General features: G+C 42.1%; 26 protein-coding genes. 13 read left to right on the forward strand and 13 right to left on the reverse strand.

What is annotated here, in order from left to right; genetic code table 11:
• Positions 1-102: 102 nt before the first annotated feature.
• On the reverse strand, positions 103-2553 hold the full coding sequence (gene lon / locus CRO16_RS13965; protein WP_097057009.1) for an endopeptidase La: 2451 nt from the start codon (positions 2551-2553) through the stop codon (positions 103-105).
• A gap of 218 nt (positions 2554-2771) precedes the next feature.
• Between lon and CRO16_RS13970 the strand changes: the two genes are divergently transcribed.
• From CRO16_RS13970 to CRO16_RS13985, 4 genes are read left to right on the forward strand one after another with little or no spacing between them, the layout of a single operon-like run.
• Entirely contained in the window at positions 2772-3332 is a 561-nt protein-coding gene (locus tag CRO16_RS13970; RefSeq protein ID WP_097057010.1) for an RNA polymerase sigma factor, read from the forward strand.
• Entirely contained in the window at positions 3322-3888 is a 567-nt protein-coding gene (locus tag CRO16_RS13975; protein WP_097057011.1) for a hypothetical protein, read from the forward strand. Before CRO16_RS13970 ends, CRO16_RS13975 begins: the two co-directional genes overlap by 11 nt.
• Positions 3869-4966, forward strand: coding sequence for a hypothetical protein (locus tag CRO16_RS13980; RefSeq protein WP_097057012.1), 1098 nt, complete (start codon positions 3869-3871; stop codon positions 4964-4966). Before CRO16_RS13975 ends, CRO16_RS13980 begins: the two co-directional genes overlap by 20 nt.
• A gap of 34 nt (positions 4967-5000) precedes the next feature.
• Positions 5001-5735, forward strand: a complete 735-nt coding sequence (locus CRO16_RS13985; RefSeq protein WP_097057013.1) for a head GIN domain-containing protein — start codon at positions 5001-5003, stop codon at positions 5733-5735.
• Between the two features lie 66 nt (positions 5736-5801).
• Here the strand turns inward: CRO16_RS13985 and CRO16_RS13990 are convergent, their stop codons facing one another.
• Together CRO16_RS13990 and CRO16_RS13995 are read right to left on the reverse strand one after the other, a co-directional pair.
• Positions 5802-7142: an MFS transporter gene (locus CRO16_RS13990; RefSeq protein WP_097057014.1), complete on the reverse strand. Its 1341-nt coding sequence runs from the start codon at positions 7140-7142 to the stop codon at positions 5802-5804.
• Positions 7143-7208: 66 nt separating this feature from the next.
• Entirely contained in the window at positions 7209-8033 is an 825-nt protein-coding gene (locus CRO16_RS13995; RefSeq protein ID WP_097057015.1) for a M48 family metallopeptidase, read from the reverse strand.
• A gap of 153 nt (positions 8034-8186) precedes the next feature.
• Between CRO16_RS13995 and CRO16_RS14000 the strand changes: the two genes are divergently transcribed.
• The 5 genes from CRO16_RS14000 to lpdA all read left to right on the forward strand — a co-directional run bounded on the left by CRO16_RS14000 (position 8187) and on the right by lpdA (position 12125).
• The gene (locus CRO16_RS14000) at positions 8187-9056 is read left to right on the forward strand and encodes an alpha/beta fold hydrolase (RefSeq protein ID WP_097057016.1); all 870 of its coding nucleotides are present in this window, start codon (positions 8187-8189) and stop codon (positions 9054-9056) included.
• A gap of 29 nt (positions 9057-9085) precedes the next feature.
• Positions 9086-9568 (forward strand): peptide-methionine (R)-S-oxide reductase MsrB, encoded by a 483-nt coding sequence (gene msrB / locus CRO16_RS14005; RefSeq protein WP_097057017.1) that lies wholly within the window; start codon positions 9086-9088, stop codon positions 9566-9568.
• An 82-nt stretch (positions 9569-9650) separates the two neighbouring features.
• The gene (gene msrB, locus CRO16_RS14010) at positions 9651-10055 is read left to right on the forward strand and encodes a peptide-methionine (R)-S-oxide reductase MsrB (RefSeq protein WP_097057018.1); all 405 of its coding nucleotides are present in this window, start codon (positions 9651-9653) and stop codon (positions 10053-10055) included.
• Positions 10056-10057: 2 nt separating this feature from the next.
• Positions 10058-10555, forward strand: coding sequence for a dihydrolipoamide dehydrogenase (locus CRO16_RS14015; RefSeq protein WP_097057019.1), 498 nt, complete (start codon positions 10058-10060; stop codon positions 10553-10555).
• A gap of 178 nt (positions 10556-10733) precedes the next feature.
• The gene (gene lpdA / locus CRO16_RS14020) at positions 10734-12125 is read left to right on the forward strand and encodes a dihydrolipoyl dehydrogenase (protein WP_097057020.1); all 1392 of its coding nucleotides are present in this window, start codon (positions 10734-10736) and stop codon (positions 12123-12125) included.
• 155 nt (positions 12126-12280) lie between these two features.
• Here the strand turns inward: lpdA and CRO16_RS14025 are convergent, their stop codons facing one another.
• From CRO16_RS14025 to CRO16_RS14055, 7 genes are all read right to left on the reverse strand, one after another.
• Positions 12281-13756, reverse strand: coding sequence for a sigma 54-interacting transcriptional regulator (locus CRO16_RS14025; RefSeq protein WP_097057021.1), 1476 nt, complete (start codon positions 13754-13756; stop codon positions 12281-12283).
• Between the two features lie 46 nt (positions 13757-13802).
• Positions 13803-14927: a vWA domain-containing protein gene (locus tag CRO16_RS14030; RefSeq protein WP_097057022.1), complete on the reverse strand. Its 1125-nt coding sequence runs from the start codon at positions 14925-14927 to the stop codon at positions 13803-13805.
• 149 nt (positions 14928-15076) lie between these two features.
• Positions 15077-15796, reverse strand: coding sequence for a Dph6-related ATP pyrophosphatase (locus CRO16_RS14035; RefSeq protein ID WP_097057023.1), 720 nt, complete (start codon positions 15794-15796; stop codon positions 15077-15079).
• 31 nt (positions 15797-15827) lie between these two features.
• On the reverse strand, positions 15828-16373 hold the full coding sequence (locus CRO16_RS14040) for a porin family protein (protein WP_179670553.1): 546 nt from the start codon (positions 16371-16373) through the stop codon (positions 15828-15830).
• Positions 16374-16383: 10 nt separating this feature from the next.
• Positions 16384-16806 carry a type II 3-dehydroquinate dehydratase gene (gene aroQ, locus CRO16_RS14045; protein WP_097057025.1) on the reverse strand — a complete coding sequence of 141 codons (423 nt, stop codon included), beginning with the start codon at positions 16804-16806 and terminating at the stop codon, positions 16384-16386.
• 44 nt (positions 16807-16850) lie between these two features.
• Positions 16851-17339 (reverse strand): hypothetical protein, encoded by a 489-nt coding sequence (locus tag CRO16_RS14050; RefSeq protein WP_097057026.1) that lies wholly within the window; start codon positions 17337-17339, stop codon positions 16851-16853.
• 180 nt (positions 17340-17519) lie between these two features.
• Complete coding sequence (locus CRO16_RS14055) at positions 17520-18107, reverse strand: porin family protein (RefSeq protein ID WP_097057027.1); 588 nt, start codon at positions 18105-18107, stop codon at positions 17520-17522.
• A 112-nt stretch (positions 18108-18219) separates the two neighbouring features.
• Between CRO16_RS14055 and xerD the strand changes: the two genes are divergently transcribed.
• The 4 genes from xerD (at position 18220) to CRO16_RS14075 (ending at position 21221) form a co-directional block, all read left to right on the forward strand.
• Positions 18220-19116 carry a site-specific tyrosine recombinase XerD gene (gene xerD, locus CRO16_RS14060; RefSeq protein WP_097057028.1) on the forward strand — a complete coding sequence of 299 codons (897 nt, stop codon included), beginning with the start codon at positions 18220-18222 and terminating at the stop codon, positions 19114-19116.
• A 266-nt stretch (positions 19117-19382) separates the two neighbouring features.
• A complete protein-coding gene (locus CRO16_RS14065; RefSeq protein ID WP_097057152.1) occupies positions 19383-20330 on the forward strand; it encodes an aldo/keto reductase in 948 nt (315 codons plus the stop codon).
• Entirely contained in the window at positions 20320-20808 is a 489-nt protein-coding gene (locus CRO16_RS14070; protein WP_097057029.1) for a hypothetical protein, read from the forward strand. Before CRO16_RS14065 ends, CRO16_RS14070 begins: the two co-directional genes overlap by 11 nt.
• A gap of 113 nt (positions 20809-20921) precedes the next feature.
• A complete protein-coding gene (locus CRO16_RS14075) occupies positions 20922-21221 on the forward strand; it encodes an HPF/RaiA family ribosome-associated protein (RefSeq protein ID WP_097057030.1) in 300 nt (99 codons plus the stop codon).
• A 121-nt stretch (positions 21222-21342) separates the two neighbouring features.
• Here CRO16_RS14075 and murA read toward each other — a convergent pair whose 3' ends face one another.
• The 3 genes from murA to CRO16_RS14090 form a co-directional block, all read right to left on the reverse strand.
• Entirely contained in the window at positions 21343-22656 is a 1314-nt protein-coding gene (gene murA / locus CRO16_RS14080) for a UDP-N-acetylglucosamine 1-carboxyvinyltransferase (protein WP_097057031.1), read from the reverse strand.
• Between the two features lie 14 nt (positions 22657-22670).
• Entirely contained in the window at positions 22671-23312 is a 642-nt protein-coding gene (locus CRO16_RS14085) for a DUF4290 domain-containing protein (RefSeq protein WP_097057032.1), read from the reverse strand.
• A 103-nt stretch (positions 23313-23415) separates the two neighbouring features.
• Positions 23416-23709 (reverse strand): DUF493 family protein, encoded by a 294-nt coding sequence (locus CRO16_RS14090; protein ID WP_097057033.1) that lies wholly within the window; start codon positions 23707-23709, stop codon positions 23416-23418.
• Between the last annotated feature and the right edge of the window lie 52 nt (positions 23710-23761).

Raw genomic sequence — 23761 nt, forward strand, 5'->3', positions numbered from 1 at the left:
GTAGGAGTGCAAAAATAAGGAATCAAGTTGCACTTTACAGAACATACACCCAATAAAAAACCCCGGAAGGTTTTTCCGGGGTCTTTGTCTGTTATTCTACAATTATAGTTTCTTCGGATTCTTTACCTTTTCATCCAGGAGGGCCAGTTTTATGACTTCTCCCATTTCCTTCACATAGTGGAAGGTAAGACCTTTAAGGTACTCCTCCTTGATCTCTTCTATATCGCGTTTATTCTCTTCACACAAAATGATCTCTTTCACATGAGCACGTTTTGCAGCCAGGATCTTTTCTTTGATCCCGCCAACAGGCAGTACTTTTCCACGCAGGGTGATCTCCCCCGTCATTGCGATATTCTTTTTCACTTTTCTCTGTGTGAAAAGAGAAACCAGAGAAGTCAACATCGTGATCCCGGCACTTGGCCCGTCTTTAGGAGTAGCACCTTCGGGCACGTGAATGTGCACATTGTACTTTTCCATGATCTCCGGATCTATACCTAATTCTTCGGCATTACCTTTTATATACTCAAGAGCAATGGTGGCCGATTCTTTCATCACCTTTCCAAGGTTCCCGGTAATATTAAGAGAGCCCTTACCTTTTGAAAGTATGGATTCGATAAAGAGGATATCACCTCCCACCGATGTCCAGGCAAGTCCTGTTACCACTCCGGCAGTTTCATTGTCCTCATATTTATCCCTTTCCATTTTTGGACTTCCAAGGACTTCTAAAATATCTGCCTCTTTGATCTTAATATTGTATTTCTCCTCCATCGCAATATTTTTGGCAGCATAACGCACCATTTTTGCGATCTGCTTCTCGAGGCTACGTACTCCCGATTCACGGGTATACCCTTCAACAATTTTCTCAAGTTGCTTCTTACCTATTTTAAGATGCTCTTTGGTCAACCCGTGCTCTTTTAATTGCTTCGGAAGCAGATGTTGTCTGGCAATCTCCACTTTCTCTTCAATGGTATAACCGTTCACATTTATGATCTCCATCCTGTCTCTCAAGGCAGGCTGAATAGGGCTAAGGTTATTTGCCGTGGCAATAAACATCACCTTTGAGAGGTCGTAAGGCATTTCCAGGAAGTTATCGTGGAATTCACTGTTTTGTTCGGGATCCAACACCTCCAGTAAAGCTGAGGAAGGATCTCCCGAATGCCCTATACTCAATTTATCTATCTCATCCAGAACAAACACAGGATTACTGGTGCCTGCTTTCTTTATAGACTGAATAATCCTGCCGGGCATAGCCCCTATATAGGTTTTTCTGTGCCCTCTTATTTCGGCCTCATCTCTTAATCCTCCAAGGGAAACCCTAACATATTCCCTTCCTAAAGCTTCGGCAATAGAACGACCAAGACTGGTCTTACCAACTCCCGGAGGTCCGTACAAACACAGGATAGGTGACTTCATATCATTCCTGATCTTAAGTACAGCCAAATATTCAATGATCCTTTCCTTCACATCTTCAAGACCGTAGTGATCTCGATCCAGAATCCTTTGTGCGCGTTTTAGATCGAATTTATCCTTGCTGAATTCATCCCATGGCAATTCCAGGAAAAGGTCCAGGTAATTTCGCTGTATGGAATATTCGGCCACCTGCGGATTCATTCGCTGCATCTTGGCCAGTTCCTTATTGAAATGTTCCTTAATCTTCTCGTCCCATTTCTTTTTCTTGGCCCGGGCCCGCATCTCCTCTACTTCTCCTTCATGAGATACCCCTCCGAGTTCTTCCTGAATGGTCTTCATTTGCTGGTGTAAGAAATACTCCCGCTGTTGCTGACTCATATCGCTTTGTACCCTGCTCTGAATATCATTTTTGAGTTCCAGCTTGTGGTACTCCATATTCATAAATTTCAAGGTGGCAAGCGCACGGTCCTTTAAATCATTTGTTTCCAATAATTTCTGTTTTTCATCAACAGAAAGATTCATGTTGGAAGACACGAAATTGATAAGGAAGGAAGGACTTTCAATATTCTGAATTGCAAAAGAAGCTTCCGAAGGAATATTAGGACTATTCTTAATGATCTGTAAAGCCAGATCTTTTATGGATTCAATGATCGCGCTGAATTCATCATTATCCTTTGCAGGACGTGCTTCCGGCACCTCAATGATCTTCGCCTTTAAAAAAGGCTTTTCGGAAATCACCTCATTGATCTCGAAGCGTTTCTTCCCCTGAATAATAACAGTAGTGTTTCCATCTGGCATTTTAAGCACCCTAAGGATTCTCGCAACGACTCCAATCTTATTGATATCAGTCGCGGTAGGATTTTCAACTTTTTCATCCTTTTGAGAGACCACCCCAATAACTTTACTGCCGTTATTGGCTTCGTTGATCAACTTTATGGAAGCATCACGCCCGGCGGTAATAGGAATAACCACCCCGGGGAATAAAACGGTATTCCGCAGAGGGAGGATAGGTAAAACTTCGGGTAAATCTTCCTTGTTTATTTCTTCTTCATCTTCCGGAGTCATTAAGGGAATTAATTCTGCATCTTCATCGATTCCCTGAAATGACAGACTGTCAAGATCTGTATATTTTGTTCTGCCCATATCTAATTTTAAGTCAAACTGTCACTGCAGTTATTATATCTTTATATTTAAAGCTGCTTAACAGCACCTATTTATATTGAAAACTAAGCAGTTAATGCTTAATCTACGTGCATTATTTCAATTGTTATGCCAACGTACTCAAAAAAATTTAAAGAAATTTTTCTCCAAACTGTAACAATTTACCTTTCCACTAATCTTTACTATAAAGCATTAATATTTTGACACTAACCACCACACATATTGATGAGCTTTTGGAAAAATGCCGCAAAGGTGACGAGCGGGCCCAGATGAAAGTTTACAATAAATACAGTAAGGCCATGTATAACGTTGCCTTTCGTATAGTGAAAGATTCGGCAGAAGCCGAAGACATCATGCAGGAGTGCTTTCTAAAGGCTTTTAAAAATCTTGATTCTTTTGAAGGTACCTCCACCTTCGGGGCATGGATTAAAAAGATCGTTGTGAACCAAAGTATAAGCGTATACAACAGGAATACGAAATACCAGGAAGTACAGTACCACGACGAGTTTAAACATGCAGTTGAAGAAGACGGCGGAATAGCTTCTGAAGAAGAAGGGCAGAATCCAAAAGTAAAAATGATCTTAAAGACCATGCAAACCTTAAAAGAAAATTATCGCGTGGCCTTAACCCTACATTTAATAGAGGGCTATGATTATGAAGAAATATGTGAGATCCTGAATATTACCTACGCTAACTGCAGAACAACCATTTCAAGGGCTAAAGAAAGCCTGCGCACCAAATTACTGAGCTATGAAAACTGATAACGATTTAAAAGACCTTTTTGAAGGGCTGGATTTCGATATCGCAGAACCTTCAGCAGAACACGAAGAACGGTTTCGCGAAAAACTGAGAAAGCAACAGCCACAAAAAAAACGGGCAAGCCATAATGGATTGATAAACCTGTGGATGCCGGGGCTTGCGATAGCAGCAAGTTTCCTTGTTGCCTTCCTGCTGTTCCAGGGCAACTTTGCCAATCCCTTTTCACAACAACAGGAGCTGGCAAATGTTTCTCCCGAAATGAAACAAACACAGGATTTTTATTCTTCAGTTATAAAAAGAGAACTGGCAGCTCTTGAAGATGAGAAATCTCCCGAAACTGAAGCTGTAATTACCGATGCTCTTAAACAGCTGGAGATCCTGGAAAGTGATTATGAAAATCTGGAAAAAGACCTTGGCAAGAGCGGCCAGGATAAGCGGGTGATCTATGCGATGATCACCAATTTTCAAAAAAGAATTGAGCTGCTACAAACAGTTTTAGAAAAAGTAGAAACTATAAACACCCTAAATAACAACAGTCATGAAAACAATACTATATAAAGCATTTATCTTCTTTTTACTAGTGCCGGCAGTAGCCTGCGCAGAAGGTGAGTTCAAAGGTAAATACACCAAGCAAAAACGCGTCAAAAAAGAATTCCGTGTAGGTGCCAATGACCTGCTAAGGATCGACAACAGCTATGGAAATATCGATATGGTCACCTGGGATCAAAACCGGGTGGAGATCGAGGTGATCGTAAAAACCAATGGCAACGATGAGGAAAAAGTAGAAAAACGCCTGCAGGAGATTGACGTGGCTTTTGACCAGAGCAGCGGAGTTGTATCAGCAAAGACCATTTTGGAAAAGAATTCCAGCAATTCCTTCTGGAGCATGCTCTTTGGCGGAAGCAGCAGCAATGTAAATATGGAGATCAATTACCGGATCAAAGCACCAGTGACCAACAGAGTTGACCTTTCCAATGACTACGGAAGCATTAATCTTGATAATCTTAAAGGAGACGCTAAGATCTCCTGTGACTACGGAAAGATCATGATTGGAGAGCTTCACGGAAATAACAATGAACTGGATTTCGACTACACCCGAAACAGTAATATTGGCTATGTAAAACGTGCAAAGATCAACGCAGATTATTCTGATTTCACTATTGAAGATGCGGGTACGCTTGATATCAATGCAGATTACACAGATTCTAATATCCTTAAGGTTGAAAACATAAGCTTTAACAATGATTATGGATCCCTAAAAGTGGAAAGGCTTAAAAATATCAAAGGCGAAGGGGATTATCTGGGTATTAAGCTTGGGTTAGTCTATGGTTCTTTGGATATCAATATGGACTATGGCTCCCTTAGCATTCAGAAGATCATGCCAAGCTTTAAGGAAATGAACATTAACAGTGATTACACCGGAATTAAAATTGGGTATGACAGGGAGGCAGCTTTTGGTTTTGAAGTAAATACCTCCTACGGCGGCGTCAATGGCATAGATAATTCTAACTTTACAGTAAACAGAAGGAACCAGAGCAGCGGTGATAATTATTACGCAGGCTACCATCTTTCAGAAAATACAGGGGGCCGAATAAGAATAGATTCAAGCTACGGCAGTGTAACTTTTGTAGACTAAAAAATAATACATCAATCATTCAAACTAAAAGATCATGAAAAAATTATTCACTACCCTCCTTCTTACCTTTATTAGTATAACGGCCTCCCAGGCACAATGGTGGCAGGGAACCAAGGAGATCAATGGCAACGGAAATGTTATTACCCAAACCAGGAACGTTTCAGATTATGATGCTGTAGATCTTACCGGCTCAATGGACGTGATCCTGATAAAAGGCCGCGAAGGAAATATTAAAGTTGAAGCTGAAGAAAATCTGCAGCAACATATTACTACCGAAGTCAGTGGTGGAAAACTGAAGATCTCTGTTGAAAAAGGTTATTCCCTTAACCCATCCCGAAACAGTGATATCATCATCACGGTTCCCTTTACAGATCTTGATGCTGTTAGCCTAACAGGTTCGGGAGACATAAGATCTTCAGATATGATCACTACAAAAGATTTTTCCCTTAGCGTTACAGGTTCCGGAAATATAAAACTACCCGTACAGGCAGAAAACACTTCTGCAAGCATTACAGGCTCCGGAGACATAGATCTAAAGGGAAGCTCTACAGAGTTCAATTGTAAGGTAACCGGTTCCGGCGACATCAGTGCCTTTGATTTTAAAGCTCAACATGTCAGGGTAACTGTAACAGGTTCCGGTGACGTCCAGGTATATGCTTCAGAATCCTTAAAAGCGAGCACTCCGGGTTCGGGAGATATTGAATATCGTGGAAATCCTAAAAAAGAAGACTTCAGGACTATGGGATCCGGTTCTATCAGCAAGAATTAGATTATTTACAGAAAGTAAGTTCAGCGGCTAAAAAACCTTCATCTCAGGGTGTCAAAAAGGGTATTTTTAGGCCGCTTTTCTTTTTGCAAGTTTTCCAGTGCGGGGAACCTTCAGCAATAGAAAGACCCCTACCAGAAAAAAGGCGGTAAGGAATAAAATGGAGAAACGTATACTTCCGAAGATCTGCGTCACCATTCCGTAGAGCATCATTCCTATAACGATTCCGATTTTTTCAGAAACATCATAAAAACTGAAGTAACTCGTGGTATCTAAAGTGCCTTCGGGAAGCATTTTTGAATAGGTGGAGCGCGACAGGGTCTGGATTCCGCCCATCACCAGGCCCACCAGCCCTGCGGCTACATAAAACTGCATGGGAGTCTTCACGAAAAAGGCATAAATACAGATCCCGATCCAGAAAATGTTTACAAGGATAAGCGTCTGAATATTTCCCATTTTTGAGGAGAGACGGGAAGTAATTGTTGCTCCCGCCACTGCTACCAGCTGAATCAGAAGAATACTTACAATTAATCCTTTAGTGGCATCCTGCCCCGTCCAGTTCACTTCTTCTATTCCGAAATAGGTAGCGATCAACATCACCGTTTGTACTGCCATGCTGTAGACAAAAAAGGCGGTAAGATACTTTTTGAGCTGCGGATTATTCTCAAAGGATCTCCAGATCATTTTAAGTTCTTTAAAACCGTTGAACATGACATCTTTTGTGAGCTTCTGCTTTTTGTTACCCCTTGGCAGATAGTAATAGGTGATCTGGCTGAAGCCTATCCACCATATTCCCGTGAGCACAAAAGAGAGCCGGGTAGGTATGGCTTCACTTTCAAATCCAAACCATTCATAATTAAGAACCATCAACAGGCACAGGATAAGCAGGATCACACTGCCAATGTAACCCAGGGAAAAACCTTTTGCGCTTACCTTATCCTGTTGTTCGGGGAAAGCGATATCGGGGAGGTAAGAATTGTAAAAAACCAGACTTGCCCAAAAGCCCACCAGGGCCAGGAAATAACAGGTGAGCCCAAAAATTAGATTTTCAAGATTAAACCAGTATAACCCAATGCAGGAAAGAGCGCCGAGGTAACAAAAGAATTTTAAAAAATTCTTTTTATTGCCTACGTAATCGGCAATACCCGAAAGAAAAGGACTCATTATCGCTACTACCAGAAATGCGAGGGCCGTTACATAACTAATAAGAGAATCATTATTAAAATCTATCCCGAAAAGCGTTACCGTATCCTGAATGACCTTTCCCGCATCATTTTTGACAACGGTAAGAGCAGCGTAAAAAATAGGAAAGATCGTGGAGGCGATAACGAGGCTGTAAACAGAATTTGCCCAATCATAAAAAGCCCAGGCATTAAGCAGTTTTTTACTTCCTTTTGGGAGGTGGCGCATAGCGTAAAAATTAAAAGAGCTGCCAAAATTGGCAGCTCCTAAAATTACAGTTTATTTCGAATTATTTTACTGGAAGGAGGTTACTCCATATTTACGGGCTTCAGCTTTTGCCTCGGGAGCCCACTTTTCTATGTTATTGATCCTGGTTTGAGGATTAGGGTGAGTACTAAGGAATTCCGGCGGAGCTTGTCCTCCACTGTTTTGTTGCATTCTTCTCCACAGGTTTGCAGCTTCGGCAGGATCATATCCCGCAATAGCCATTAAGGTCAACCCGATTCTATCGGCTTCGGATTCATGGCTTCTACTAAAAGGTAGCATACCGCCTAGATTGGTACCTAAACCATAAGCCTGGGCAATGATCTGCTGAGTGCTTTCACTTCTTCCACCTACGGCAGCTCCTACTACGGCACCACCTACCTGTTGTAACTGAGCGGCACTCATACGTTGGGCTCCGTGATCGGCTACAGCGTGAGCCACCTCATGGGCCATGATGGCCGCCACCCCGGTTTCATTTTTAGCAATTGGCATGATCCCGGTATAAAATGCAATTTTTCCACCCGGCATAGCCCAGGCATTTACCTGTTCATCATCTTTAATAAGTGAGAACTCCCAGTCATATCCCTGTAGATATCCCTGATATCCATTGGCATCAAGGAATCTTTCTGCAGCCACGGCAATTTTTCTCCCAACATTCTCTATCATCCTGGCATCTGCAGTTCCTCTTTCTACTTTACTCTGAGCCAATACCTGATCATATTGTTCAAAGGAAGCAGGAAAAATCTGGGAATTTGATACAAAGTTTAAATTTTTTTCTCCGGTAAAAGGATTTGTCTTACATCCTGCCAACAGCAGAAGAAAACTGATCACTATAGTTATTTGTCTAAGTTTCATAATTATGGGATTTTTGTTAAAGTTACTAAATCACTCCCGCTCCACTTGAAGCTTTAAAGTAGGTTTAACAAAATACCTGCCAAAATGATAACTGAAGGAAAAAGGCTTCACTTGAAATGATCCATATTTGTAACTTGCAGCTTTATAAATTCCATGACTCAACAAAAGAAAGATAAGACTCCGGTACAACGGCTGCTGGTGCCTTCGTACATATTAGCAACAGGAAAAATACTAACGGCAGTCTCCCCCTTTTTGGCAAGTAGATTTGCCGCAAAACTTTTTCTTACACCCTTTAAATATAAACTTCCAAAAAGGGAAAAAAAGATGGACAGGGAGAGCAAACAAACTTCCCTAATGCTGCCCCATTATCAAAGAGAGATCGTTGTTTATGAATATGGAGACTCCCCCAGAAAAATATTATTAGCCCATGGCTGGAGCGGCCGCGGCACTCAACTTGCAGTAATGGCCGAGGAGCTCTTAAAGGCCGGCTTTAGTGTGGTAAGCTTTGATGCCCCTGCCCATGGAAAGGCTCCGGGAAAAATGTCTATGATGCCACACTTTATTGAGGCCATAGAGGTCATAGAGAAGCAATACGGTCCTTTTGAAGCTGTCATTGGACATTCCCTGGGAGGAATGTCTGCTCTTAAAGCCATTTCTAACGGGCTGCCTGTTCAAAAGCTTGTGATCATTGGCACCGCCAATAGTGTTACCCAAATTACTCAGGAATTTGCACGCAACATGAAAATGAATAACAAAGTAGCTGCAAAAATGAAGAGCTATTTTGATGAAAAATTTGAGGTGGACATGGATACCCTCTCTGGAGCTGTTTCTGCAGAAGGTGTAAAGGTACCTACTTTAGTGATCCATGATGAAGATGATGTGGATGTGCATATAAGCTCTGCCCACGAAATCGACGAAAAACTGGAAAACAGTGAACTCTTTACTACGGAAGGATTAGGACATCGACGCATTTTAGGGAATCCTGAAGTAATTAATAAAATCATTCAATTTCTTTCGGTATAGTTCTTGTACTTTTCTTCGGAAACAATAACATGAGAAGAATACTTCTGGCAATATTTTCAATTCTGGTTCTAAGCTGTGAGGGAAAAGCACAGGATTCAAAAAAAGCAAAGACATATCCCGTTTCTAAAACTGAAGCAGAATGGAAAGCAGAACTGAGTCCGGCACAATTCCAGGTACTTCGAAAAAAAGGAACGGAAAGAGCATTTTCCAGTAAATTAAACAAGATAGAAGAACCCGGAACCTTTGTTTGTGCAGCCTGCGGAAATGAGCTGTATGAGACCAAACATAAATTCGATAGCGGTACCGGCTGGCCAAGTTTTGACCGTCCCATTTCTGAAAAGAATGTTGATTACAGACCCGATCGTACGGGAGGTTATCCAGCCACCGAAGTGGTATGTGCCCAATGCGGCGGACACCTGGGACACGTATTTAATGACGGCCCTAAAGCAACTACAGGAAAACGTCATTGTATCAATGGAGTAGCCATGGAATTCATTCCCAAAGCGGATTAGTCCCACGGCTGAGACCAAAGTTTACCAATAGTTTAAGAAGGGAAACCTCTTCTATTATTTAATTTTAAAAGAAAAATAAAAAATGGTCAAAAAATTTCCCTTTGAACGATCTGAGTCTGAATGGCGAAAGGAACTTTCTGAAGAACAATACCGGGTACTGCGGGAAAAAGGTACAGAAGCTCCACATTCAGGAAAATATAATTTGCATTTCCAGGACGGGGAATATCATTGTGCCGCCTGCCATGCGAAGCTTTTTGAAAGCGATCAGAAATTTGAGAGCAACTGCGGCTGGCCAAGCTTTGATGACGCCATAGAAGGCACTATAGAATATGTGCAGGACAGGAGTTTTGGAATGATACGTACCGAGATCCTCTGCGCCAATTGCGGGAGTCACCTGGGTCATGTCTTTGATGACGGCCCAACAGAAACCGGACAACGCTACTGCGTAAATTCGGCCAGTATAGAATTTGAATCAAAATCTAAATAAACATGAAAAAATTATCCTTATTATTCGCCTTTATAGCATTTACCTTAACTTCCTGCTCCAGTGATGAGCCGGGCCCACCGGGACCTCCGGGTGAACCGGGAGTGAATATTCTCGGCCAGACCTTCGAATTTGAAGATGTAGATTTCGCTTACTTTGAAGATGGGAATTTCTATGCCACAGTCATAACCATTCCGTCAGAAATTGAGGTCTTCGAATCTGATGCCATCCTGGTCTATCGTCGCGAAGTCGTTGACGGAACCGAAACCTGGAGCATGATCCCTCAAAACTTTTTTTTAGAGGAAGGAACCATTCAGTATGTATTCAACCATACTGCCGATGATATCGAACTGTTGATCGATGGTAATTTTGATCTTTCAACCCTCGATGGCGCATTTACCCAAAACCAGTTCTTCAGGTTTATCGTAGTGCCTTCAGACTTTGCTCTGGATACCGGAGTGGATGTTTCAGATTATGAGGCTGTGATGGAAGTTCTGGAATAGGATCAACATAAAACATTAAAAAAAAATTCCTTTTTCCCGCCGGGAGAAAGGAATTTTTTATTTCTACTCTTCCAAAAAGGTGATTTTATGAAGGATTTCCTGAAGTCTTATACTTTAGGTTTCAGGTTAATTTCCGTAAATTCGCTGTCTTAATTTCAGTTACAAAAATTTCCGAATAATGAGTAAATACGATGTTATAGTTTTAGGAAGTGGTCCCGGGGGCTACGTGACTGCCATTCGTGCGTCACAGTTAGGTTTTAAGACCGCTGTTATAGAAAAAGAAAGCCTTGGTGGCGTTTGCCTTAACTGGGGATGTATTCCCACTAAAGCCCTTCTTAAAAGTGCACAGGTTTTTGAATACCTCAACCACGCCCAGGATTACGGACTAAAAGTAGAAAAAGCCGATAAGGATTTTGGAGCAGTGATCAAGCGCAGCCGCGGAGTAGCAGATGCTATGAGCAAAGGTGTGCAGTTCCTTATGAAAAAGAACAAGATCGATGTTATTAATGGTTTCGGAAAACTGAAGCAAGGCAAGAAAGTCGAAGTTACAGATAAGGACGATAAGAAAACAGAATATTCTGCAGATCATATTATTATCGCAACAGGGGCACGTTCAAGAGAACTTCCTAACCTGCCACAGGACGGAAAGAAAGTAATTGGTTATCGCCAGGCAATGAGCCTTGAGAAGCAGCCAAAATCCATGATCGTAGTAGGATCGGGTGCGATTGGGGTAGAGTTCGCTCATTTCTATAAAACCATGGGGACTGATGTTACCATAGTAGAATTCCTTCCAAACCTGGTGCCGCTTGAAGACGAAGAGATCTCAAAGCAATTTGAGCGCAACTTTAAAAAAGCAGGAATTAAGGTAATGACCAGTTCTTCTGTAGAAAGTGTTGACACTTCAGGAGACCTTGTTAAGGCTAAAGTGAAAACTAAAAAAGGAGAAGAAACCCTTGAGGCCGAAGTTGTTCTTTCAGCCGTTGGAATTAAATCTAACCTTGAAAATATTGGTCTTGAAGAATTAGGCATAAAGACAGATAAGGACAAGATCTTAGTGAGCGAATACTACGAAACCAATGTTAAGGGTATCTATGCAATTGGAGATGTGGTTGCAGGGCCTGCGCTTGCTCACGTTGCTTCTGCGGAAGGGATTACTTGTGTAGAAAAGATCAAGGGAATGCATGTAGAACCAATTGACTACGGAAACATCCCCGGATGTACTTATGCTTCTCCTGAAATTGCTTCAGTGGGAATGACCGAAAAACAAGCTAAGGAAGCAGGATATGAGCTGAAGGTTGGGAAATTTCCATTCTCAGCTTCCGGAAAAGCCAAAGCTGCCGGTACCCCTGATGGATTTGTAAAAGTGATCTTTGACGCGAAGTACGGAGAATGGTTGGGCTGCCACATGATTGGAGCCGGCGTAACCGATATGATCGCTGAAGCCGTTCTTGGACGCAAATTGGAAACCACAGGCCATGAAGTACTAAAAGCTATCCACCCACACCCAACAATGAGTGAAGCGGTAATGGAAGCAGTAGCCGATGCTTATGGGGAAGTGATCCATTTATAGGTATTTTTTAGAGACTAGAACCTAGAGTCTAGAGACTGGACCAAAAATAGAACCCTTCGAAAAATTTTCGAAGGGTTTTTATTTAGGTTCTACTTAGGTCGCTAAAAAGATGTTTTAAAAAGTCTAGGTTCTAGTTTCTAGACTCTAGATTCTTCCTATTCTTTATTCCTTAAACCTTCGATGTAGCTTCCATACATATCTTTGAACTGCATGCCCTGTGCAAAACGGAATTTATTTAGCTTCTTATATTCAACCAGTCCCCAAAGCACGAACTCCTTGAGGAAATATTTATCCTCTTCAGAGACCTTTGGCTGATATTTGTTTACTAATTTATCCAGTGCAGGAATGGAATCCAAAGCTTCTTTATATTCAGCATCGGGTGTTTCATCTAAAAGTTCAAATCCGCTTTCGGAGAAGAACCACTCCACGATATCGGCGTAGGGATCTTCGGCATCGGGTTTCTGAAGCTTTTCGATCTTCGGGAACATGGTGGGGAATAAAGTTTTTACAGCTTCTCCAATAAGTTCCTGTGCAACTACGGCACTTCCCTCCTGCTCTCCCTCATATACCAGTTCGATCTTTCCGGTGATAGAAGGAATAACACCGAGAAAATCTCCGAACCTTAGAAGCGTCTTGTTTTCGTCATTTTTGACAGCCCTGCGTTCGGCCGTACTCATAAGGTTTTCATAGGCGGTAATGCCAAGTCGGGCGCTGATCCCGCTGCGGGCATCGATATATTCATGATCGCGGGCTTCAAAGCTTATCTGTTCCAGCAGGTCTTTTGCCAGCTCGGGCACGTGCACCATTTCTGTTTGCTGTGGATCCAGTTTGGCCTCCTGCTGGGTGATCGCTTTGGCAGTGTCAAGGTCTATCGGGTAATGAGTGAGGATCTGGGAACCGATACGATCTTTTAGCGGAGTAACTATACTTCCACGGTTGGTATAATCTTCGGGATTTGCAGTAAACACAAACTGCATGTCCAGCGGCAACCTCAGCTTAAATCCGCGGATCTGGATATCTCCTTCCTGCAGGATATTGAAAAGTGCCACCTGAATTCTCGCCTGTAGATCGGGAAGTTCATTGATCACAAAGATGCTACGGTTTGCCCGCGGGATCATTCCGTAGTGGATCACCCGGTCATCGGCGTAGCTCAGTTTTAGGTTCGCTGCCTTTATTGGATCAACATCCCCAATGATATCAGCTACGGTCACATCCGGGGTGGCAAGTTTTTCAAAAAAACGTTCCTTGCGATGCACCCAGGAAATAGGAGTCTCATCTCCCTGCTCCTCCAGAAGTTCCCTGGAATATCGGGAAATAGGATTAAAAGGATCATCATTGATCTCTGAACCTTCTACTACCGGTATCCACTCATCCAGCAGGTTGACCATCATTCTGGCCAGCCTGGTTTTTGCCTGACCCCGGAGCCCGAGTAAATTAATATTGTGTTTGGAGAGAATAGCACGCTCCAGTTCAGGAATAACGGTATTTTCATATCCGTAGATCCCCTCAAAGGTAGGTTCGTTATTCTTAATTTTTTTCAGCAGATTTTGTCTTAATTCATCTTTTATACTTCTGCTTTTATAATCTGCGGCTTTTAATGCACCGAAAGTTCTTATTTCTTGTACGTTCATATCTTCAGTAAAAATTATTTTGTTCAAAAGGCATTTTTAGCCCCTCCTATCCTTTGATCCTTTTCTTGCGGTTGGTTTCGTAATCTTCAAAAATCATTTCCCCGAGACCTTTTAGCCCGGTAAAGAAGGCCTTCCCCTGATTCGCCTGGGTAAATTCCCTTACAAACCTCTCCAGGTAAGGATCACTGGCGATCATAAAGGTGGTAATTGGAATATGAAGCTTTCGCGCCTGGCTGGCCGCATTATAGCATTTCTCTACGATGTAGGGATCCAAACCTACGCTGTTCATATAGTAATCGCCGTCGCGTTCCCTGATGCAGCTGGGTTTCCCGTCGGTGATCATAAAGATCTGTTTATTAGTATTCCTCTTCCGCCGCAAAAGATCCATAGCCAGTTCTAGTCCGGCGACGGTATTAGTGTGGTACGGGCCAACCTGCAGATAAGGCAAATCACTTATTTCAATCCTCCAGGCGTCATTTCCAAAGACCAGAATATCCAGAGTATCTTTTGGATAGCGGGTGGTAATAAGCTCGGCCAGAGCCATGGCTACTTTTTTTGCCGGCGTGATTCGATCTTCTCCATAGAGGATCATACTGTGGCTAATGTCGATCATAAGTACGGTACTCATCTGGCTCTTATGATGAGTTTCCTCCACCACCAGGTCATCTTCGGTCATTCGAAAATCATCGGCTCCGTGCTGGATCTGTGCATTCCGAAGGGATTCGGTCATGGAGATCTTGTCCAGGGAATCACCGAAATGATAATCCCTAAATTCTCCTGTATGCTCATCCCCCAGTCCCACTTGTTTGGTATTGTGATTTCCGGAGCGACTTTTACGCAATTTTCCGAAGATCTGGTCGAGGGCCTGCTGCCTGATAGCTCTTTCGGTCTTGGCAGTAATTGCCATTCCGCCATTACCGTCGGGATCTATTTCCTCGCGGATGTAACCTTTCTTCTTCAGGTCCTCGATGAAGTCATCAATGGTGTAATTCTCGTCGGTAAGTTGGTATTCCACATCCAGCTGTCGCAGCCATTCTATGGCCTCATCAAAATCTCCCGAAGTATGGGTGATGAGCTCTTTGAAGATCTCAAACAATTTATCAAAAGGAGGAATATCCTCTGCCTCATATCTTTTGAAAACAAATCCTTTTCTAACATTATTCCTTTCCATGCCCTAATTTAATAGATAGGATCTATTTGTAACAGGACACGGGAATAAATTTGTGTTAATTGGTTAAAGTATTGAGATATAAGATATGAGAATTGAGACGGAAAATCCATTGTCAAATCAATTTTGAATTTTGAATCCTGAATTTTGAATTAAAATAGGTCGCAGTAATAAAACCTCGTATCCCATGCTTCCGGCTCTTTTTTGAAGCAGTTATCGTCCTGCTTTTTTACCGGAGCAAAAGAGCGTTCTACAATTTCCCCTTTTTGGAAGGTCACGGAATCTGAGAATATTGGTCCGTCGAAAACAAAAGTGTGGAATTCCCCATTTTCGCCGGCAGGATCTACTCCTTCGGGCAAGTCATTAAGGAAATCTTCATCTATGATCCTTCCGCAGAAAGATTTGTCCAAGACAGCGGCGTTGATACTAACAGTAATGGCTTTAAATCCTGCCGAAAGGAATTCCTGCATCAATTGAGCAGTATCTTTTTGCCACAGCGGAAACACCCCTTCAATTTCCACTTTTTGAAGCTGCTGTAAGCGATACTGCTTCAAGTCTTCAAGAAAGATATCTCCAAAGATGCTGTGGGTAAAACCCTCCTCCTTCAGCTGTAGGGTCTCCTTCTCCATGATCTTGTTGTAGTCGCTAAGCGGTACATTTCCGGCGAGGGAAATTAAATGCAAGGAGATTCCAATGCTATCAGCTTGCTTCAGCAGTAGCTCCTTCCGAAGCCCATGCATAGAAACCCTGTCATTTTCAGAATTAATTGTGGTGACTAACTTTTCAACATTGAATTCCTTTTGCTGCTGCAGAAGATAAAGTGCATAGGCTGCGTCTTTTCCGGAACTCCAGTTTAAAAAGGCTTTTTTCATAGTCAAGGGAAGAATTGTATTATTCTTAAGGTCAAAATTTATATCCTGCAGACAATTGAAAAACACGGTTTTTCAATTCCTGAAATTCCCATGCCGGATTAAGACCCCAAATATATCGCGCCTGAAAGAAAAGATTTCCCGGAAACCTGTAACCTGCACCCAAAGCGCCGGCAAATTCAAGAGTTTCAATATCCTGAATCTCTTTCTTTTCACCTCCATGCTCTTCTTTAGAAACAACATTTATCCCCACCTGCGGCCCGACTTCAAAAGAAAAGCCTTCCACAATATAAATTTTACCCATAAGAGGAAGACTTACGTAATCCAGCTTAAAAGTCCTGTCACCGGAAGCTGTCGCTCCCTGACTGGAGTAGAGCAATTCCGGCTGAACAGAAAACCTTTTTGACACAGGAAGTTCTGCAACGAGACCTACAAGAAATCCTGTACGACTATCCAAATTTTCAAAACCATCTCCCTCAAGAGTGGCGAAATTGAGACCTGCCTTAGCTCCAAATTCAAATTCCTGAGCGGTTACCGTCCCCGCAATTAAAAGGATCACGGCAAAGAATATTTTTTTCATAAATGCAGGATTATTGGGGTGAGAGAAAACTTTGAACCGCCAGCTCATAACTTTGAAGTCCAAAGCCAAGAATTACACCTTTTGCATTGGGGGCGATAAAAGATTTATGACGAAACTCCTCCCGTGCCGAGGTATTGGAAATATGCACTTCCACTACCGGAGTGGCAATGGCCTTTACCGCATCGCCGATCCCAATTGATGTATGGGTATAAGCTGCGGCGTTAAGAATGATGCCGTCAAAATTCTTATCGGCTGACTGAAGTTTGTCTATTATCTCCCCTTCTATATTAGATTGAAAATATTCAAGCTTTTCATTTTGAAACTTATGCTTCAGGTTTTGAAAATAATCTTCAAAGGTTTGATTTCCGTAGGTATCGGGTTCACGGCTACCAAGAAGATTAAGGTTAGGGCCGTTAATGATCAATAATTTCATAAAGTAAAAATAGAAAAAATTCTTCCCGGAAAATTTTCAACTTCTTAAAAACTGAATTCCAGCCCCAGATTTATAGAATTAACTTCAATTCCATCTGCACTAATGCCCGAATAAGAACCAACAAAAGTCAGACCCAGGAAGCCGAAGCCGATTTTGGGACGGTAGAAGAATCCGCCGTCGTTCCCTTCGTTAAGTCCAAGCGCATAACCAATATCCATTCCGGCAAAAACAGGCCCCATGTCTATCCTTCCGGAACCCGCCATTGGTATGTAGGAGGCATCATTACCTTCCCAGGAAAGATCTCCTTCTTTCCCGGAATCTTCGAAATAGTGCATGTATCCCACCAAAGCTCCAAATTCGACCAGGCCTGCGATACCCACCATATAAGAAAGATTTGCCCCGGCATTATAACTGTATGCCTCATTCATATCTCCCACTGGCAGTCCTGCGTGTGCTCCCAGTTTAAAATCGGTGGTTTGAGCAGAAACAGTGACTGCACTAAAAAGAAATAGGATACAAAGTAAATTTTTCATGATCTGGTTTTTATCGCTCTTACTAAGCTACCAAAATTTTAGGGATCACACGGGTTTCCCCGTTTTACTTCAATTATACATTTTTTAAAAGAGCCATCTGGCTCCAGCCGAACAATAAAAAAAAGGCGATCCGCAGGGACCGCCTTTTCATTGCAATTATTGGTTGGTTAAAATAGTTGGTTAGAACAGGAGTCCAACTCCTGCCTGGATTACAGAGTTCTTGGCTTCAACACCTTCAACATCATAAATGTCGGTCATCCCGGCATTATAACGTCCATAAAGGAAGAACTTGTTGAACTTGTAGGAAGCACCTAATCCTAAACTCAGGTCAAAATCATTCCTGTTGTTGTCGTAACGTTCGATTTCGGTACTTCCAAAATCAATGGCTTCTTCCACGACAAATCCAAACTGTGGTCCTGCTTCAAGAGCTAAACCATCAAAAACATAAAATTTAGCCATTACAGGCACAGTAATGTAATCTAACTGGTGCTCAACGTCATTATTGTCCTCTCTTCTTACGAGATCAAAGCCCTGTGCAGAATACAACACCTCAGGTTGCACTGAGAACCTGTCACTTACAGGAACTTCAGCCAACAAACCTAAATGGTATCCTGTTCTGGCACTTTCATCTTTAAAATCAGAAAATCCGTCTCCTGAAAAAGTTGAGAAGTTCACCCCTCCTTTAACTCCAAAATAAACGAATTCCTGTGCAGCTACAAACGTGGTACTAAAAACCATTGCTGCGATAAACAAAATTGACTTCTTCATAACTTCTTTGTTTTAAAGTTCAGGACAAATGTAGGAGCGTAAGTGTTAAGAAAATAAAAGTTTCTATTAAATAATTAATAAATGAAGCCTTTAAACCCCCTATCTTTAGCGGGTGAACTGGAAAAACGCACTTAAAGACTACCGAAGTTACCTAAAAATCGAAAGAGGCCTTTCCGAAAATACCATTACCAATTATTCCCTTGATGTGGAGAAATTGATGAAATGGCTTGAGGAACACGAGATCTCTGTTTCCCCTGTTTCTATTTCTGAAGAAGTAGTGCAGCAATTTATTTATTCCCTGGCTAAAAAGGTCAATTCCCGATCCCAGGCGAGAATAATATCTGGTCTTCGCGGATTTTTCAGCTACCTGGTCTTCGAAGATTACCGAAAGACAAATCCCCTGGAGCTTATCGAATCGCCAAAGACGGGCCGCAAACTTCCTGATACCCTTTCCACAGAAGAAATAGACTCACTTATTGCTGCCATTGATCTAAGTAAACCTGAAGGAGAACGTAACCGCGCCATCCTGGAAACGCTTTATGGCTGCGGATTAAGGGTTTCAGAATTGATCGACCTGCGCCTTAGCGACCTGTTCTTTGCTGAAGGATTTATCAAGGTTACGGGAAAAGGCAGTAAATCCAGGTTTGTCCCCATTGCTGAAGCCACTCAAAAATACATCAACCTTTACCGGGAGCAGATAAGAATTCACCAGGATATTCAAAAAGGGCATGAGGACACCCTCTTTCTTAACCGCCGTGGCAGGAAACTTACCCGTGCAATGATCTTTACTATAATTAGACAGCTTTCTGAAGCTTCGGGGTTAAAAAAGAAAATTAGTCCGCACACCTTTAGACATTCCTTTGCCACCCATCTTCTGGAAAACGGGGCCGACCTAAGAGCTATTCAGCAAATGCTGGGGCACGAAAGCATTACCACTACCGAGATATACGTTCACCTTGACCGTTCTCACCTGCGAAAGGTGATGGAGGAGTTTCATCCGAGACGTTAAAGATTCAAAATTCAATATTCAGGATTCAGGATTAGGCGAGGTATATGTCTTTAACCCAGGCTTGAGCAGTTTCCCGGGTGAAACCCGTGCTTTGGAATTTGGCGCCTGGAATTTGGTACCTGGAATTTGGTGCTTGGAATTTGGTGCTTGGAATTTGGTGCTTGGAATTTAGTGCTTGGAATTTGGTGCTTAATTAAATGCTAAACCTCCTTATTTCCTTGTCTGTGCTTCTTTTCCTGCTTAATTTAATGCATAAATTAATAAACATGGAAACACTAAAATTCAGGAATGGGGATGAGATGCCGGCGATTGGCCTGGGCACCTGGAAATCGGAAAAAGGAAAAGTAGGAGAAGCGGTAAAGATTGCTCTAAATAATGGTTACCGACATATTGATTGTGCGGCAACTTACGGGAATGAAGCTGAAATAGGTTCGGCTTTTACTGCTGTATTTTCAGAAGGGAAAATTAAGCGGGAAGAGGTATGGGTCACTTCTAAACTATGGAATGACTCCCATAGAAAGGAACACGTAATTCCTGCATTAAAACAAACCCTAAAAGACCTGCAACTTGACTACCTGGACCTTTATCTAATTCATTGGCCGGTGGCGTTTAAACACGGCGTAGGTTTCCCGCAGAGCGATGATGACTATCTTTCCCTTGAAGAAGTGCCCATACTGGAAACCTGGAATGAGATGATCGAGGCAAAAAGACAGGGTCTGGTGAAGCATATTGGAGTTTCCAATTTCAGCATCAAAAAACTAAAAGATCTAATGGCTCAATCCAATGAAGCTCCCGAAATGAATCAGGTAGAACTACACCCATTTTTGCAGCAACATGAGCTGCTGGAGTTTTGTAAAGAAAATAATATCCACGCCACGGCCTATTCACCCTTGGGAAGTGGAGACCGCAGTGCGCAGATGAAAGCAGAGAATGAACCTTCTTTACTGGAAGAACCCGCAATTGTAGAGGTCGCCAAAAAACATAATGCTTCCCCTGCCCAGGTCCTTATTAAGTGGGCAGTAGCCAGAGGAACAGCAGTTATTCCCAAATCGACCACAGAGAAGCATATCATTGCTAATCTTGAAAGCATAAAATTGAATCTGGACGAAGAAGATCTTAAGAAGATTGCAGAAATTAAACGTAATTTTAGGTATGTAACGGGGGAATTCTTTGTTACTCCCGGTAATTCTTACCATAATATATATGATCTGTAAACAACACCTCTCAAAAATTGCTTTTTTTGCGCTCCTTTCTGTAACTGTTTCCGGCTGCCGCGATGATTCAGAAAATCCCGAAGCTGTACATTCTGAAATGGAAATGAAATCTTCAATGGTTGATTCCTTAACCATGGAACTCCAACAGCAACAAAAGTTGAATGATTCGCTGCAGCAAGCTGTGGAGACTAACTTTTACGCTAATGATTATTCTGTCTTCTTCGGAAAGGAATATGAAGACATCGATGAGCCCGAAACTTATATTTCTGAAGCTTTAAAAAAGCAAAAAGATCTTATTCCGTTAAAATCTGTGCTTGGAGGCAATATGGAATTTCGACAGGTACAGGTGATCTCTGAAGAGTGGGTACTGGCGATCTATGATGATGGGCACGTGCAGGGAAAATCCATTTTTGCCTATGAGCTTCAGGAGGACGGAGAGGTGAAATTTACTGAAGTTGCCACTAAACTTCCTGAATAAAAAAAACTTCCAGAAATGCCATTTCAGGAACGTTATAGTTTTTATAAACTACTTCTTTTCCGAGGCAATTTTGGTATCTTGAGAACGAATATTTTAAGCAAAAAACGAAGAATATGAAGACAAACATTCAATTTGTACACGCAGACTCAAAAATCTCGGCAGAACAACTTGTTCAGAGAAAATTAGATAAACTTGAAAATAAATACGACTGGATCATCTCTGCAGATGTAATGTTCAAAGAAGAGAAATCTACCAACGGCAATGGAAAGACCTGTGCGATCGAACTGAGCCTGCCCGGCCCAAAGATCCACGCCTCGTCAAACGGAGAAAGTTTTGAAGCCGCCGCAGCCGAAACGGTAAAAGACCTGGAAAAGCAACTAAAAAAACGTAAAGCCGAAATGCAAAGCCATTAAAAAGGGCTAAGGTTTAAGGAATAAGTATTATCTAAAAAAGAGCTGCCGGAAAAATTTCCGGCAGCTCTTTTTATATCTATTTAGTCTTGGTTCTAGTCTCGTGACTCCTGGTTCTTTCGGATTAAGCTACTCTCTTGATCCTGGCTCCAATTGCCTGCAGGCGCTCTTCAATATTTTCGTAACCTCTGTCTATCTGTTCAATATTATGAATAATAGAAGTTCCATTAGCTGAAAGGGCTGCAATCAATAAGGAAATACCGGCTCTAATGTCCGGAGACACCATGGTAGTGGCTTTTAACTGAGACTGGAAATCATGGCCAATAACAGTAGCTCTGTGCGGATCACAAAGAATGATCTTCGCTCCCATGTCTATTAATTTATCCACGAAGAAAAGTCGGCTTTCGAACATCTTTTGATGAATGAGCACATCTCCTTTTGCCTGAGTCGCAACCACGAGCATAATGCTCAAAAGATCGGGTGTAAACCCGGGCCATGGAGCATCGCTGATGCTCATAATAGAGCCATCAATAAAGCTTTGCACTTCATAACCATCTGTGTGGGCAGGAATAAAAATATCATCTCCCCTTTTTTCCAGCTGGATACCCAATTTCCTAAAGGTGGTTGGAATAATACCTAAATGCTCCCAGCCTACATTCTTGATGGTGATCTCACTCTTGGTCATGGCGGCAAGGCCAATCCAGGAACCGATCTCGATCATATCGGGAAGGATGGTATGGGTACATCCACCTAAGGATTCCACGCCTTCTATCTCCAAAAGGTTGGATCCTACTCCTGTAATTTTTGCTCCCATGCTGTTGAGCATGTTGCAAAGTTGCTGCAGGTAAGGTTCGCAGGCTGCATTGTAAATGGTTGTTTTTCCTTTTGCAAGGACAGCCGCCATAACAATGTTTGCGGTTCCGGTTACTGAAGCTTCCTCAAGCAACATGTAAGTACCCTTGAGTCCGTTTGGCGCTTCCACTCCGTAGAACCTTTCTTCTTTGTTGTAGCGAAAATCTGCTCCCAGATTAATAAAACCTTCAAAATGTGTATCCAGCCTTCTGCGGCCAATCTTATCTCCCCCGGGACGCGGAATATAGCCATGGCCAAATCTGGCCAGCATAGGTCCCACGATCATGATAGATCCACGTAGCCCGCTGCCCTCTTCCTTGAATTTCTCACTTTTAAGATAGTCAAGGTCCAGCTCATCGGCCTGGAAGGTATAGGAGCCTTTTTTAAGCTTTTCAACCTTGACACCTAGTTGCCTGAGCAGGTGAATAAGTTTATTGACATCCAGGATGTCCGGAATATTATTGATTGTAACTTTTTCGGGAGTAAGCAATACCGCGCAAAGAATTTGCAGGGCTTCATTCTTTGCTCCCTGGGGTTGTATTTCCCCTTTTAAAGCATGCCCTCCCTCAATTTGAAAAGATCCCATAGAGAATTTTGAAATTAATGACGTTTACGGCTGCGTGCTCTGTTATGCATTTTTTTGGCCGGTTTTTTTGAAGCAAATTTCTTATTGCTTCTCAAAAGTTCTGAAGCTTCACTCAAGTCTTCATCGGTATGCTTCAGGTTGATCTTGCCGCCGCTAAGCTCCCTTAAATGTTCAAAAATCACCTTGTCATCAACAGAGTCCTTATTCCAGCTTAGATAAGATTTTTTCATGTGATTGGCGATGGTATAAACAAGGCCTTCTTTTTCGGGACCTTCTTCAAACTTATTCGCTTCATCGATCATGCGTTTGATATTGTTTCCGTAGAAACGATACTTCGGAAAGTTTTGCGGATAGGTCATTCGCTCGGGCCGCTCTTCCAGCATTTCCCTGGAAGGTTTTGGAAAAGGGCTTTCCACATCAAGTTTAAAATCGCTAATGATAAACAACTGGTCCCAGAGTTTATGCTGAAAGTCGGGCACATCCCGAAGATGAGGGTTAAGGTTACCCATTACCGAAATTATAGCTTTCGCCACTTTATTCCGCTCTTCATCATCCCCGATTTCAACGGCATATTCTACCATTTTTTGAATATGTCTTCCATATTCGGGAATAATGAGTTTACTCCTTTCGGAGTTATATTCTAATTCGTTTGTCAAAATGAATAATATTAGGTGATAATATACTGCAGAAGTTTATCGACTGCAAATTAAAAAAATAATTCAGGAAAAACGCGGCACTATTAAATTATCCTGCAATTATTTACAGGGAGATCACCCCTTCAACTTTTTCTCCTACTTCTTTATACTTCTCAATGACCGCATCTGGGTTTCTCATTTTTACGTTTACAGAAACGCTGGTATAATTACCCTTTTTTGACTGCCTGGTATTGATCACTGCACCCATGTTGTCAAAAATATTCTCCACCTGCACTATCTTTTCACGTTCTGTGGGGACAATGAATTTATAAAGGTAAATAGAAGGCCAAATTGCAGTATCCTGTAGTTGTGATTTTAATTTCCTGTAGAATTCTTCCGGATCTTTAGCTTCACTCATAACTTTCTTACTTCATGATTCCTGCAAATATACATTTTAGAATCTATTTTTT

It is taken from the genome of Salinimicrobium sediminis, assembly GCF_900215295.1.
In the GTDB taxonomy this organism is placed as follows: Bacteria; Bacteroidota; Bacteroidia; order Flavobacteriales; family Flavobacteriaceae; genus Salinimicrobium; species Salinimicrobium sediminis.